The organism is Mucilaginibacter sp. P2_D11 (assembly GCF_056404435.1).
This window is the reverse complement of record NZ_JBFUEA010000004.1, coordinates 197056-212025: the sequence shown is the minus strand read 5'-3', so window position 1 is coordinate 212025 and position 14970 is coordinate 197056. Positions and strand designations below refer to the sequence as shown.

At 45.1% G+C, this 14970-nt stretch carries 13 protein-coding genes; 6 read left to right on the top strand and 7 right to left on the bottom strand.

Annotated features, from left to right (window positions below):
- Nucleotides 1-141: 141 nt before the first annotated feature.
- The 3 genes from AC1DXC_RS07560 to AC1DXC_RS07550 all read right to left on the bottom strand — a co-directional run bounded on the left by AC1DXC_RS07560 (nt 142) and on the right by AC1DXC_RS07550 (nt 2974).
- On the bottom strand, nt 142-876 hold the full coding sequence (locus AC1DXC_RS07560; protein ID WP_477458539.1) for a carbonic anhydrase: 735 nt from the start codon (nt 874-876) through the stop codon (nt 142-144).
- A 14-nt stretch (nt 877-890) separates the two neighbouring features.
- Complete coding sequence (locus AC1DXC_RS07555; RefSeq protein ID WP_477458538.1) at nt 891-2501, bottom strand: SulP family inorganic anion transporter; 1611 nt, start codon at nt 2499-2501, stop codon at nt 891-893.
- A 140-nt stretch (nt 2502-2641) separates the two neighbouring features.
- Nucleotides 2642-2974 (bottom strand): hypothetical protein, encoded by a 333-nt coding sequence (locus AC1DXC_RS07550; RefSeq protein ID WP_477458536.1) that lies wholly within the window; start codon nt 2972-2974, stop codon nt 2642-2644.
- Nucleotides 2975-3073: 99 nt separating this feature from the next.
- On the opposite strand from AC1DXC_RS07550, the gene AC1DXC_RS07545 reads away from it, so the two are divergent.
- From AC1DXC_RS07545 to AC1DXC_RS07530, 4 genes are all read left to right on the top strand, one after another.
- Entirely contained in the window at nt 3074-4615 is a 1542-nt protein-coding gene (locus AC1DXC_RS07545; RefSeq protein ID WP_477458535.1) for an acyl-CoA carboxylase subunit beta, read from the top strand.
- 116 nt (nt 4616-4731) lie between these two features.
- On the top strand, nt 4732-5034 hold the full coding sequence (locus AC1DXC_RS07540) for an endonuclease domain-containing protein (protein ID WP_477458534.1): 303 nt from the start codon (nt 4732-4734) through the stop codon (nt 5032-5034).
- A 321-nt stretch (nt 5035-5355) separates the two neighbouring features.
- A complete protein-coding gene (locus AC1DXC_RS07535; RefSeq protein WP_477458533.1) occupies nt 5356-6189 on the top strand; it encodes an isocitrate lyase/PEP mutase family protein in 834 nt (277 codons plus the stop codon).
- A 118-nt stretch (nt 6190-6307) separates the two neighbouring features.
- The gene (locus AC1DXC_RS07530; protein WP_477458532.1) at nt 6308-6808 is read left to right on the top strand and encodes a hypothetical protein; all 501 of its coding nucleotides are present in this window, start codon (nt 6308-6310) and stop codon (nt 6806-6808) included.
- A gap of 34 nt (nt 6809-6842) precedes the next feature.
- Here AC1DXC_RS07530 and AC1DXC_RS07525 read toward each other — a convergent pair whose 3' ends face one another.
- The 4 genes from AC1DXC_RS07525 to AC1DXC_RS07510 all read right to left on the bottom strand — a co-directional run bounded on the left by AC1DXC_RS07525 (nt 6843) and on the right by AC1DXC_RS07510 (nt 11375).
- Nucleotides 6843-8204 carry a lipopolysaccharide biosynthesis protein gene (locus AC1DXC_RS07525; protein ID WP_477458531.1) on the bottom strand — a complete coding sequence of 454 codons (1362 nt, stop codon included), beginning with the start codon at nt 8202-8204 and terminating at the stop codon, nt 6843-6845.
- 149 nt (nt 8205-8353) lie between these two features.
- Complete coding sequence (locus AC1DXC_RS07520) at nt 8354-9316, bottom strand: right-handed parallel beta-helix repeat-containing protein (RefSeq protein ID WP_477458530.1); 963 nt, start codon at nt 9314-9316, stop codon at nt 8354-8356.
- A gap of 134 nt (nt 9317-9450) precedes the next feature.
- A complete protein-coding gene (locus AC1DXC_RS07515; RefSeq protein WP_477458529.1) occupies nt 9451-10218 on the bottom strand; it encodes a WecB/TagA/CpsF family glycosyltransferase in 768 nt (255 codons plus the stop codon).
- Nucleotides 10219-10637: 419 nt separating this feature from the next.
- The gene (locus AC1DXC_RS07510) at nt 10638-11375 is read right to left on the bottom strand and encodes a carbohydrate deacetylase (RefSeq protein WP_477458528.1); all 738 of its coding nucleotides are present in this window, start codon (nt 11373-11375) and stop codon (nt 10638-10640) included.
- 376 nt (nt 11376-11751) lie between these two features.
- Between AC1DXC_RS07510 and AC1DXC_RS07505 the strand changes: the two genes are divergently transcribed.
- Both AC1DXC_RS07505 and AC1DXC_RS07500 read left to right on the top strand, forming a co-directional pair.
- On the top strand, nt 11752-12528 hold the full coding sequence (locus tag AC1DXC_RS07505; RefSeq protein WP_477458527.1) for a polysaccharide biosynthesis/export family protein: 777 nt from the start codon (nt 11752-11754) through the stop codon (nt 12526-12528).
- 9 nt (nt 12529-12537) lie between these two features.
- The gene (locus AC1DXC_RS07500; protein WP_477458526.1) at nt 12538-14937 is read left to right on the top strand and encodes a GumC family protein; all 2400 of its coding nucleotides are present in this window, start codon (nt 12538-12540) and stop codon (nt 14935-14937) included.
- Nucleotides 14938-14970 lie beyond the last annotated feature (33 nt).

Genomic DNA, 14970 nt, shown 5'->3' with positions numbered 1-14970 from the left:
TTTTCCTGATGAAAGGATTACGTGATGCGCAATAATCGGCGTAATCTCAAAATCTATTATTCATGTCACAGACAAACAAAAAACCCCCGGTTGCATCGCGCAATCCAGGGGTTAAACTTAAACCTCTCACAATGAGAATCGTTAATGCGCGGCAATTGCTTCTGCGCTGTCAAACTCGTAAACATAGCCCAGGTTATTGGGGCTGCTGCTGCTTAGGCCCAGGTCTTTAACCTTGCCGCTGCCTAAATCTATCACCCAACCGTGTACTTCCAGGTCATGGCGTTCCATCCAGGCGTTTTGTATGATAGATGTTTTGCACAGGTTGTAAACCTGCTCGGTTACGTTCAGCTCTACCAGGCGGTTCACCTTTTGGGTTTGATCGGTAATACGGTCAAGTTCGTTGCTGTGCAGGCGGTACACATCTTTAATGTGGCGCAGCCAGTTATCAATAATACCGAATTGCTTGTGGGTAAGCGCTGCTGCAACGCCGCCGCAGCCATAGTGGCCGGCAACAATTACATGCTTTACCTTCAACACGTTTACGGCATAATCAAGCACGCTCAGCATGTTCATATCGGTATGGTTGCATACGTTGGCAATGTTGCGGTGCACAAACACTTGTCCGGGCTTGGTGCCGGTAACTTCGTTGGCAGGCACGCGGCTGTCTGAGCAGCCTATCCATAATACCTCGGGGCTTTGGCCCTTCGCCAGGTTGGTGAAGTACTCAGGGTCTTCCTGCAGGCGCGCATCTACCCATTTGGCGTTACCCTCTTTCAATTTTTCGTAGCTATGTTTTTGCGCAAGCTTTATCTGGCTTACATCTATGGTTGGCTTCAGGCTTTGGCCGTTGCCGTTTTTGTTTTCTATGGTTGACATATTGATGTTTTTAATTAAGGTTTGTAAATCAATTCTTCGAAGGGCGGCACATCGTACCTGTCTTTAATATCAATCAGCTGAACGATGATGCCCTTGGTGTAAGCATTGTGTTTATAATTGTGGATAGTTTCCAGCACGTCGGGGTCTATATACCTGGAGTTAGAGCCATCTATAATAACATCGCTGCCCTTGGGCAGGCTGGTTAATGTTACCTGTATGGCGGCCTTGTTCAGAAAAGAAACCTCTTCGGCAAGCCTGATGTTGATTGTTTTCTTATCGCCCCGGGTGGTTATCTGGTAAAAGTATGGGTTGCGCAGGTTGGTGCGCAGTATATAAAATACGCCTACCAGCATCCCTATGCCCACGCCTATCAGCAAATCGGTAAAGTACACCGCTATGATAGTTACCACGAAGGGTATAAACTGGTTCAACCCTTTATGCCACATTTGCTTGAACAAACTTATGCGGGTTAACTTATAACCGGTTAATAATAAGATTGCAGCAAGCGAGGAGTATGGTATTAAATTGATGAGTTTGGGTATGAATAGCAAACTCAGTAATAACAATACGCCATGCACAACAGCGCTCACCTTGGTGCGCGCACCCGCGTTAACGTTTGCCGATGATCGCACGATAACCGCCGTCATAGGTAAACCACCAAGCAAACCGCTCACTAAATTGCCAGCCCCCTGAGCAACCAGCTCGCGGTTTGTAGGTGATATTCTTTTAATAGGATCTATTTTGTCGACAGCTTCTAAGCTGAGCAATGTCTCTAAACTTGCCACTACAGCAATAGTACCGGCGGTTATTAGTAGCTGCACAAGGTCAATCTTGCTAAGCATAGAGAAGTCGGGCGTTTTGAACAACCCAAAGAAGTCGCCACCGCTGGCTACCACCGGAATGTTTACCAATTGGTCGGCATCCAGGGCAAGGCTGGTGCCTTTAAAGGCAACGGCCAGCAACACCCCGGTTACTACCACCAATAAGGGCGCAGGTACAACGGCCAGCTTTTTAATTTTCGGCCAGTAAATAAGCAATAGCAACGATACAGTACTGATGATGATGGCACCATAATTCACCCTCGCGAGGGCCCTGTACACACCAGAAAAGGTGTTGTGGGTGTCTAGCTGCGCAAAACCTTCATCGCCTTCAAAGTCCTTATCGTAACCAACAGCATGGGGCAGCTGCTTCATAATCAATATAATACCGATGGCCGCTAACATCCCCTCTATTACAGAGGAAGGGAAGTAATTAGCGATGGTACCGGCTTTAATTATGCCTAAAATCATTTGCAAGGCACCAGCAATAATCAGCGCCAGCAAAAAAGCCTCGAAAGAGCCTAATTTGGTTATAGAATTCAATACGATAACGGTTAAGCCCGCTGCCGGGCCGGCCACGCTCAGTTGCGAGCCGCTAAGCATACCAACTACCACCCCGCCTACGATGCCAGCCAATAAGCCGGAGAAAAGCGGTGCACCCGATGCCAGCGCTATGCCCAAACATAAGGGCAATGCCACCAGGAATACCACGATACTTGCGGGTAGGTCTTTTTTTAGATTTTTAGACAGGAAATACTTTTTCAGGTTAAGATCGCCGCCGGCGATGCCTCCTTGATTAATTTGCATAATAGAATTTTTAGATGTGTTGGGGACTAAACAGCCATGTAGCCAAGCCGGAGCCAATGCGTACAGGGCATGCCAATTGAGCGTATGCGTAAAAGCATACAGCTATTTACCCGGTCAGCATGGCTAACCGGCGAAAAGAATTATGCGTTGGGAGGAGGGGTAGGTACTACCGGGTGATAAACCTGCGTGTAAAGGGTATTTTCCTGGTTGTGCAGCACATTGGTTTCAACAACAAAGGTTTTGTGTGCCACAAAATGCATAAAGCTTTCGTCAAAAACCTTTTTCTCTTTAAAGGTGTCCTTTTCCGGATCCTCTTTTTCGGTCTTGGATTCGTGCTCCAGCTGCATAATAACCGCGTTCACTGCTTTATTATCCAGGCACAAAAAAGCAGGCGCTATGGATATGGCCATCTTTGCAACAAAGATGCTCATAAACAAAATTACTACCGAAAGTTTAAACTCTCTTGCTTTCATGCGTTGCAAATATAGTAAAATATGGATACCGAAAACAAGCCGATCACAATCTTACATTTTAATTACTAATTTTAACGCCACACCTAATAAACCCTCGTAGTGAATAAAAAGTTAGAAATTTTACAGCAAAAACGCGAAAAGGCCATGGAAGGCGGTGGCCTTGCCCGTATAGAAAGCCAGCATAAAAAAGGCAAACTCACTGCACGCGAGCGGCTTCACTTTTTGCTTGATGAAGGTAGCTTCCAGGAGATCGGCATGCTGGTTTCGCACCGCTCAACCGATTTTGGGATGGAAAAAGAAAAGTACCCGGGCGATGGCGTGGTTACCGGCTACGGCACGGTAAACGGCAGGCTGGTGTACGTTTTCTCGCAGGATTTTACCGTGTTCGGCGGCTCCTTATCAGAAACCCATGCCGAAAAAATATGCAAGATAATGGATCTGGCACTTAAGAACGGCGCCCCTGTCATAGGCCTTAACGATTCGGGCGGGGCGCGTATACAGGAAGGTGTGGTTTCACTTGGCGGCTATGCCGATATATTTTACCGCAACACCATGGCCAGCGGCGTGGTTCCGCAAATATCTGCCATCATGGGCCCCTGCGCGGGCGGCGCGGTTTACTCACCCGCTATTACCGATTTCATCTTGATGGTAGAGCATACCAGTTACATGTTTGTAACCGGCCCCAACGTAGTGAAGACCGTAACGCACGAAGTAGTAACTTCCGAGGAGCTTGGCGGGGCAAATACCCACGCAACCAAAAGCGGCGTAACCCACTTTGCCTGCAGCAACGAGATAGATGCCATACAGCACGTAAAAAAGCTACTGAGCTATATGCCGCAAAACTGCGAAGAAAAGGCTCCTGCCCTACCGTATGACATAGGCAACGAAAGCCGCCCCAAGCTAACCACCCTACTGCCCGAGAATAACTCGCAACCTTACGATATTCGCGAGGTGATTGAAGAAGTGATAGACGGCAGCTCGTTTTTAGAAGTACATAAAAGTTTTGCCGAGAATATCGTTGTTGGCTTTGGTCGGCTGGGCGGGCGCAGTATCGGCATTGTTGCTAATCAGCCTGCGTTCCTTGCAGGCGTGTTGGATATCCACTCTTCGCAAAAAGCGGCCCGTTTCGTGCGCTTTTGCGATAGCTTCAATATCCCCCTGCTGGTTTTTGAAGATGTGCCGGGCTTTTTGCCGGGTACCGACCAGGAGTGGAACGCCATTATCACCAACGGCGCCAAACTGCTTTACGCCTTTTGCGAGGCCACCGTGCCGCGTATTACCGTTATCACACGCAAAGCCTATGGCGGTGCTTACGATGTAATGAACTCCAAGCACATTGGTGCCGATATGAACTTTGCGTGGCCAACGGCCGAGATTGCCGTAATGGGTGCCAAAGGCGCGGCCGAAATCATCTTTAAACGCGAAATAACCACGGCTGAGGACCCCGAAGCCAAATGGCGCGAAAAAGAGCAGCAATACGCCGAGATTTTCGCCAACCCTTATCGCGCCGCCGAACGTGGTTTTATAGATGAAGTAATTGAGCCCGCCGAAACCCGCATCAAGCTTATCCAGGCCTTTAAGATGCTGGAGAATAAGGTAGTAAACAACCCCAGGAAAAAGCATGGGAATATTCCGTTGTAGGATTTCGGATTTGGGAATTGATGACAAACAAAAAAGCGGCGGCCTCGTGCGATTCCCTCCCAACGGGAGGGTGCAGGGAGGGGTTTCGCGACGCAGTAAGTAAAGTACTCCATTAAATGGCTAAAATTATCCCATACAATCCAAACTTAAAAATCCTGGCTCGGAAGCTAAGGAAGAATATCACTTTCGGCGAGGCTTTGCTTTGGAACGAGCTAAGAGAAGATAAATTATGGGGTTTGGATTTCGATAGGCAACGATGTATAGATAATTACATTGTAGATTTTTATTGTAAGGAACTAATGCTGGCTGTAGAAATCGACGGCATGTCGCATAATGGCGAGGAAGCTTTTAACAAGGACGAAATAAGGCAGAAAAAACTGGAAGGTTCGGGGTACTTTTCTACGGTTCAGCGAGGCTGAAATAAAATACGATATGCAGAATGTTTTGCGTGGAATAGAAGGGATTATTATCGACATTATCAAAAAAGACAAATCAATAAGGCTTCCGAAGAATTTTCCTTTGGAAGTTTTGGATAGTTGATTATTGAGTTTGTGAGGCATAGTTCGTGAACCCCTCCCCGCCTTTACGCTCAGCCAGCCGCACCCCTCCCGCTGGGAGGGAGTTTTAAATTCGAAAAAAGCAGGGGCAAGGCGCGAATTTCCTCCCAATGGCACGGAGTCGCACAGGCCACCGCTTTATATATCGCTTTATATATAATGTATATCAAAAAGAAGAAAAATATGTCCCCAGCCACCCAACACCAAAAAGCCGAAACCTTTAAAGCCCTGCACAGCCGCAGCGGGATATTCGTAGTGCCCAACCCCTGGGATGCGGGATCGGCACGGATGCTGGCCAACTTAGGTTTTGAGGCACTGGCTACCACAAGCGCCGGGCTTGCCTATTCCCTGGCTAAACCAGATGGCGAGGGCGCGGTGACTTTGGATGATACGCTGGCCAACTGCGCGGCCATCAGCGCAGCGGTTAACCTACCTGTTGCCGCCGATCTTGAGAACGGCTATAGCGATGCGCCGGAAGGTTGTGCAAACGCCATCCTGCTTGCTGCAAAAGCCGGTGTGGTAGGCGGCTCTATAGAAGACGCTACCGGCAAAGCCGATGCGCCTATCTACCCTTTCGAATTATCTGTAGAACGCATCCGCGCGGCGGTTGAAGCGGCCCGAAGCCTCCCTTTCCCTTTTATGCTTACCGCAAGGGCCGAGAACCTGATACGTGGTGCTGTAGACCTTAACGATACTATCAAACGCCTGCAAGCTTATGCCGAAGCCGGGGCCGATGTGCTTTTCGCCCCGGGACTGAAAACGGCCGAAGATATAGCGACGGTTGTAAAAGCGGTATCGCCAAAGCCGCTTAATGTGGTAATGGGGCTTTCGGGCAGCGGTTTTTCGCTCAACCAACTGGAGGATCTGGGCGTGAAAAGAGTGAGCCTGGGATCGTCCTTAGCAAGGGCGGCTTATGGGGCTTTTATCAAGGCTGCGGCAGAAGTACAAGGCAGCGGCACATTTGGTTTCGCAAACAGCACCGTCCCTTATGGCGATTTTAATGCGCTGTTGAGGTAAAGGATTGCCGTACCGGAGATTAAGCGGGGTTGTGGTTATATATTTAATATATAGAATTAATTATAACTATCTTAGCTATAATTAATTAACTACATCATCCACCTTAAACATCACAACCATGTCAAACCATCTTACCACGCTGGGCATCATCCACACGTCTATTAGTGTATTAGCTTTGATTACCGGGTTCTACACGTCGTTCCGTTACGGAAAAATCAACCCGCTTAAGGGCGTGGGCAAATGGTACACTATATTAACGGTACTCACCTGCCTTACAGCCTTCCCTATCATGAAGACGGGGCATTTCACTGGGGCGCATGGTTTGGGGGTGATGATATTGATTATGCTGCCGCTGGCTATTTATGCAAAATCGTTCCGCATACTGGGCAAAAATGCCAGGTATGTAGAAACCGTGCTCATGAGCGGCACGCTCTTTTTCTCGATGATACCGGCTATAGTAGAAACATTAACGCGCTTGCCCATCTCCTCCCCCATCGCTACCGACCCCAGTTCTCCGGCCATAATCAGCTGCCTTACCGTGCTCATCATAGCGTTCGTAATGGGCGTAGTTTACCAAATACGCAACATCAAAGCAGAGAGAAGCGTGGAAGTGGCATAAGATTGCCTTTACAGCCCAAGTTTATTCAAGGGCTTTATTTGGCCCAGATACCGGTTGCTTTGTTAGCCATTATCAGCTTGCATTGCCAGGTGATGAATACGTTGGTTACCAGCATTACGATGATATTGGCCAGCACGGTGCCTGGTAAACCTACCTGTTTAATAAGGAATATAGACAAGGGCACGTTGATAATACCGGTTGCAATTACCAAAATCAGCTGAACGCGCAGCTTGCCTACGCCGTTGAGCAGGTAGGCGTGTATCACCATCCAGGTTTGCAATATGGCATACACCGCCATACTTAACGATAGCATGTTGGGTACTACTATACCTTTGCCTATCCAAAGCCTGTAAACCATGTCCGAAAACAGGTACAGCACAAAAGCCAATACAGCAGCAGCGGCCCAAAGCTTGCGCATCTTGCGGATAGAGCCGCGTATCCACCCAAAATCTTCACGGGCATAAGCATCTGTAAACGCGCTCCAATACGGGGTGATGATAATGTAGAATACGATATTGATAACCGAGAAATATTTGAACGGTATATTAAAGGTAGTAACCTCGTGCGGGCCAAGTATACGGCTGATGACAATATTATCTGTTTCGTACAAAATCAGCGCGCCTATCTGTATAAAGAAGAACGCTGCGCTCACGTTCATCAGGCTTTTGGCATTTTGCAGCAACACGTTCTTAAGCCGGGGTACAAAAGCCTTGAGACTGGTAGCAAACAGGTAAATATTTGCCAGCAACAACACCAGCACCGGCGAGCCCGAAGCTACAAGCACCAGCAGGTACAAGCTACCCTTCGTGAAAATAGAGAGCACCCATATCAACACATAAGTAAGCACCTGCCCGAACAGCAGTATCAACGATGCCTTAAAGGGCTGGTGCATGGCAATAAGGATGCTGTTTACAGGCTGCAGTATAAATTGTATGCAGAACGATGCGAGGGTTATAACCAGCACCGGCCAAATATCGAATTGCACGGTAGCAGGCACCCGCAGCATCCAGTTCCAGTTGAAAAACAGGCCGACGCCGTAAAACACCACAAATACTGCGGCAGCAATGCCGCAAAGCAAGGCATAAGTGGTGCTGATGTCGTGCTGCACGGCATCATGTTCGCCCAGGGCAAGGGAGTGCGCCAGCTTATTGCGCAGGCCGTTGCTCAACCCTATATCGAAGGTGTTTATCCAGGCCACCAACGATGCTATGGTTACCCAAATGCCATACTGCGTGGCGTTGAGGTAGTTGATAGTTAAGGGCAGCAGCATAAAACCGATAAGCACGCTTAGCCCGCGTATCATGAAAGTATATACGATATTCCTTTTAACCTTCAGGCTGCGCTCGCTGCCCGCGCTCCAGAATGCCTGCGCCTTATTTTTGATAAAGGAGAGCATTTTATAGGGGATAATTTATTCGGATGCTTTTTTTTGTTTGCATAGCTGTTTGCCGCTCCCGCAAATTTATATAAACAGATAACATTATGGCTTTAAAGTGCGTATTATTTGGCTCCATTTGGATAAGTCCATCATCCGGCGGCCACAAATTATTGGGGTTGCGCAGGGATAATCTCTTTCGGCAACACGGAAGCATTGATTTTGGCATTGAAAATATTGGTATCCCAACCGGCCACTTTACCGCAGTTGCCCTGGTTCCAGCCAGCGTTTGGCTCACCTGCGGCGTTGGTAAAATTAACCTTGTTATTGGTAATGGTATTTAATGAGCAGCCGGAGGTGTGCTGGTTCCATATATAAAGCCCCACATTGGTAAACTTTTGCTGCTTACCATATATGGTATTGTTGATGATGCTGATATGGGTGCCCCCCGCTATGGCCATGCCGTACTGCCCCGGATCTACCAGGATATTGTTTTTGGCCACGATGTATGCGCCACCGTTATCGCCCAGCATAATGCCGCCGCCTATGGTACTAGGGCCGCCGCCCCTTATTCTGTTGCCTATAACTTGTATAGGGCTGGCGGCAGTGCCCGAGCTTTTGAATACGTTTATGGCATCTTCGGGGGCGCTTTGGCCGGGCAGATTTTCGCCATTGTTGTAGTCTATTTTGCTGCCGGGGCCGGTTACCTCCTCAAACTGTACCATCTGGCCACGCGGAAAGGGCCCCTGCATATTCCTGAAATTATTGTAGCTTACATCTATCTGATGGCACTCTACTGCGTACACGCCCGATGCCAGCTTCTCGAAATAACAATTCACCACCTTTATATTGCGGGAACTAAGCAGTATGATGCCATTTTTTTTGGAAAAACGGAAGCGGCAATTTTTTACGGTGATGTTATAGCAGTTGTTCAGCTCCAGGCAATCAAGCGTATCGCCTTTTATATCCAACCCGCTTATCACCCTATCATGTGCGCCGTTCAACTTAATAGGTTTTGAGGGGCGGTAGCTTACCAATGGGGGCGTAGCGCCGTTGCAGGCAAGCAATAAGGATATCATCAACAAGGTTGCGGCAAAACTATACGCCGCCTTAAATCTGCAAATAATATACATAGTAGGTGCGTTTATTTATAACCGAAGGTACAACAATGCTTGGGGATAAACCCAACAGTGCGGGCTTTTAGGCTAATGGCCGAGGGGGGCGGCCTGCCTGTTTAAACACAAGATCCAACCAGGGCCAGGATCAGTCATTTATCAGATAAATACTTTTGTCCTTTGGTCATCAGGCCGATTTTTTCTTTGAACACCAGGTAAAGAAACACCGGGCCATAAACCAGGTACCTGCGCCATAAGTGGTTGGGTTCGTGCAATAAGCGGATGAACCATTCCAAGCCAAGGTTTATCCAGAACTTGCCCGGGCGCTTAACCGTTTCTGAGTAGAAATCGAAAACGGCGCCGATGGAACAAATTATATCAACGTTTAGCTCTTCTTTGTGCTCGTACACCCATTTCTCCTGCTTTGGCGCGGTCATGCCCACAAAAAGCACATCGGGCTTAAACTCGTTGATGTGCTTTACCATATCGGCATTATCGGCATCGCTGAATTTTTCCTTGAAAGGGGGCGAATAAACACCAACCTTTATAGCCGGGTACTCGATAGACAGCCGCTCGCGTATGCCGGCAAGCGTTTCATGGGAAGAACCCAGATAAAAGCACCTGCCGCCAACTTGCTGTAACGATTTAAGGAGATGGTTGTGCAAATCTGCCCCGGCTATTTTCTTGATATTTGCGCCAACTAATATTTTTACGGCGCCAACTATGCCAACCCCATCAGGGAGCAACAGAGTTGATGCTGTAAGAACCGTTTTGAACTCCGGGTCTTTCTCTGCAATTACGTAAGAATATTGGTTTAGCGTATTAATAACACACTTAGACTCTTGTTTAAGATCTAAATCGCTTAAGCTCGAGGTAAAAATATTGTAGTCGAATAATTTTAAAGTGCGGTATTTATCCATTATTTCATTAAAAAGTAAATAAATCTGAGATGCAATGGAGTTTAATACCTTTCATATAAAACACATCCGATAAACATATGAAAAATGCTTTATATATCCCTAATAAACTTAAATTAACACCCAGCTTATTGCCTGGCAATTATCAAATATTTGATTTTTATCAACCTCCCGCAAGATATTAATTAAAATTAACAGCTTATACGGCGTTAAAATTATAAATTTTATAACAAAAATGAATTTTCATTTTTAATTTAACATTATTTATTTTTAATAGATTATCAATCAATAGCTTACATTAATGGCGTTTTATCGCACAGTTAATGTAACAATTTAATATAAATTTACTATGCCCTCAAATAATAAGTTAAAAACGCAAATCTTTAAATACGATAAATTGGCCTTCGAATATATTTACGAAATTAAGCGTTTTGCAGTTGCTTTATATAATTTATCCAATTTTCCATAGTTGGCTTATCGTAGTGATCGGTAAGGGCGCCGGCAGCGTCGAAATCGGGGTGCAGCATCACTTCTACGGTTTCATGGCCAGGGCGGGTTTGCCTATTGCCTAAAAAATAGCCCACGGTTTCGAATTTATCGGTATAATTTAAATGGCCATCTATAAGCCTTTGATTGATATACCTGCGATACCAGTATTTAAGGTAGCTCCCTTCGCGGTAGGTTTGCGCCAGCCTTACCCTTAAATTATAATGACGGGCAATCTGCAAAAACAACCTGCTTAGCCAGGGCAAGGTGTGGAGGTGATAATGCGAATCGATATGGCTTACCGGCACGCCATACTGCAAAGCTTTATTTATTTGTGCATGTATCTCCTGTAGCAGCGCCTGTTGTTCGTGCCTGGTAAATCGCGCAAGTATATTGTTCGTTTGGCCCAGGCACCAGGTTCCATCTTCATTCAACAGGCGCTTGGGCACGTTGGTTAACGGTCGGCCTTCGGCCAGGTTAACGTGCACCCCAATATTGCTGATGCAGACATTTTCTTTAATTATTTGTACAGCCTCCTCAAAACCGGGAGTATTGGTTAACAAGGTGGCGCTATTTATATATTCTTTTTCGAAGCAAAATAATATAGCTTTGTTTACCGAGGCATTGAGGCCAAAATCGTCGGCGTTGGCAATGATACTTGAGTCTAAAGGCATAAAATTATATATTTACTGAAGAAAAGCAGGGATCAAAAAAACAGCTAAAATTAAAAATTCGTAAACATATAGGTACATAAACTATAATTTAAGCAAAAAAAATCTTTTAAAATTCACCTTTTCATATTTTTTGTTATTTTCGCATTAATTATATCGACGACATAGGAAATTTATAAGCAACAAGAATGGCTGGCTGTTTTAAAGAGATTTACCCCCCCCACACCTTTAAATTAGCCCCATTATATTTGGTTCCGTTAAAAATCATATCTTTCATCGCCCTTAATTTTAATATGTTCAGCGCAAAAACAACCACCCATACCACCTTCCTTATGCAAACAGATTACTACCGTTTAAATCTATCGTTAAATTACTAAATATGAAATTGAAACACTTATTCGCCATCTTTATTGCTGCTTTAGTTCTTTTCAATCTGTCTTGTACTCCTTACAAAAACATCCCATATTTCCAGGATTTAAGAAGAGACAGTATCACCACGGAAGATATCACAAATTACACGCCGTTAACTGTGCAACCGGGCGATCAGCTGGGTATTCATTTTACCAGTTTAAATGTTGAGGCATCTGCTATATTTAATTACAATCTAGAACGGCCGGCCGGCGGTGGTAACTTAGACAGGAGCGAGCAAAACGCTGTAGTGGGTTATTATGTAGATACAGACGGCAACATTACGTTACCACTTGTAGGCGTTGTTAAAGCACAAGGCTATACTACAACCGAATTAGCGAGAGTGATTGAAGCCAAAGTGCAGCCTTATTTAAGTAAGCCAACTGTAAATGTAAGGTATCAAAATTTTAAAGTATCGGTTCTGGGCGACGTAAGGAGCCCCAATGTATTTAACATATATAACGAAAGGACTACCTTAACTGAAGTACTAAGCATGTCTGGAGATTTAAATATTACCGGCATAAGAAATGTGATATTGGTAAGAGAAATTGATGGAAAGCGCCAGTATATCCCAATAGACCTTACCTCCAAAAAAATATTTAGTTCGCCGTATTACTACGTTAGAAAAAACGATCTTATTTATGTGCAGCCCAATGAGCAACGCGCAGCAAATGATGGCTCGACGTTTCAAAGAGCTAGTTTAGTCATTTCTGTTTTATCAATTATTGCTGTCCTTTTAACCAGATAATTATTTCGTATGAGCAAGCAAAAATCTCAATTAACAACGTTTACTTTACCTACAGGAGATGCCGAATCGTCTGCATCATCAGATGTCATAAAGAAATATCTTTTCCACTGGCCCTTGTTTGTATTGGGGGTAATCCTGTTTATTATTCTGGCTTTTTTTTATCTACAGGTAACAAAACCTACTTACCCAATATTAGCTACACTTGAATTTAAGGGGCCAACAAGCTCTGAAGGTACTGTAATCGGCAAAAACGGACAGGACCAGAACTTAGACCCTATAAGTACCCCCGTTATCGTGGAAAACGAAATAGAGGTAATGCAATCTAAAAAGTTAATGTACAAAGTTGTAAACGATCTTCAACTTTGGGTTACTTATAAAGCAAAGGAGAGCGGGAAAGACCTTTATAAAGAAACACCTGTAAAATTTGAATTTGTAAAAGCTTTAGGTACAATTGACGGCAAAGGCGAAAAAATAGAGGTAATCTTAAAAGACGCAAACTCCTTCACCCTTGTTGACAATGAAAACGGCGATAAAGACTATGCTTATGGCAGCGTGATTAAAAGCCCATTCGGAACATGGAAATTAACTACCGCAGCTAATTTTAATTCGTTTAAATCCAAAACCATTGATATAACGGTTAACGATCCCGATCAGGTTGCCGATGATTACCAAACCAGAGTAAAAGTCGAACTTGAAAATAAAGACGCACCGTTCGTAAATATTTCTACTTCCGATCAAGTGCCTAGCCGCGGCAAAGACATACTGAACGAGTTGATGGCGCAATATAAAGAAGACGCAATGTCATCCAAAAACAGGGACGCGCAAAAGGCCATCGATTTTATTACTGTGAGGCTTGATTCGCTCGACAATGATCTAAATATTGATGAAAGGCAAATAGAGCAGTTCAAAAGCGCTCAAAGCATGACAGACATCAACTCGCAAAGCCAGGGTTTCAGGGATATCAGCCAAGCCAATATAAAAGCTACGAACGAAGCTGATGTGCAGTTAAAAATCCTGAATGACATAGAAAAAACCATGAACAATCCCAAAAATGCCGGGGCCTTACCGCCAACAAGCGCGCATTTGGAAGACCCGAGTTTAATGGCTTTGTATGAGAAACTTACCGCTGTTCAGTTGCAAAAGGCGCAATTGCTAGCCACTACGCCGGAAACTAACCCGATGTTCGATCCTGTAAACCAACAGTTAGCCGCATTGCAAAAGGCGTTCAAAGATAAAATTTCAGCGATGAAAGCGTCGCAACTTGCTATTAAAGATCAGATAGCTAAATTTCAATCGGGAATTCAAACAGGCCTGAAAAAGATACCTGAGCAAGACCGTTTGTACACCTCGATGAAACGAAAACAGGAAAGTAAAGAAAAGATATATACTTTTTTACTTGAAAAACGCGAGCAAATATCATTACGGTACGCTTCTACCGTTTCAGATTCTGAAATAGTGGATGATGCCCATGCAGGCAAAGCAAAATGGCCAAAACCCGCTATAGTTTATGCTATCGCATTACTGCTAGGTTTAGCCTCGCCGATAGGGTTGCTGTATGCACGTGAAAGCATGAATGAGCGCATAAGCAACCGTAAACAAATTGAGGACGCCGTGAACGTACCAATCTTGGGAGAGCTTTCTTACCAGGAAGACACCACCCCTATTGTAGTTACACAGGGCCGCGGAAAATTCGCTATCGGAGAGCAGTTCAGGGTTTTACGTACCAACTTATCGCATTTGCATGGCAATAGCGATAAGGGCCGCGTAACGTTGTTTACATCAAGCATTGGCAGTGAGGGCAAAAGCTTTGTAAGCTCTAACCTCGCCGTTACACTCGCTTACGCATCCAGAAAAACCATCATTTTGGAAATGGACCTTCGCAAGCCGAAGATATCAGGCGTATTTAATTTATCGCCGGAGCACCCCGGCATCAGCGATTACCTCGTAGAAACCCATAAGGATATCTCGAAACTGATACAGCCTTCGGGCATACCAGGGCTCGATGTATTAGGCTGCGGCCCGATACAACCCAACCCGTCGGAGTTACTTGAGAAAAACAAACTGGACGAATTAATAAATACGTTGAAAGAAACCTATGATGATGTTCTCATCGATTCGCCGCCAATACACCTGGTAACCGATGCCTATATTATTGCACGAACCGCTGGCGCAGTTGTTTACATGATAAGGCAAGGGCATACGCTTAAAGATGAGCTTGAATTTATTAATGGCGTTGATGAAGCTAAACGTTTCCCTAAATTCACATTGGTATTTAACGGTATAAAGCGCGATCAATTTAACTATGGCTATGGCTATACAAATAGCTATTATAGTTCTTACAACACTTACACCGATAAAGAAAAAGAAACGATAGGCTCAAAAATCCGTACGTTCTTACGGAGGTTTTAGTGAATATAAATTGGGTTACAATTTATATTAAAT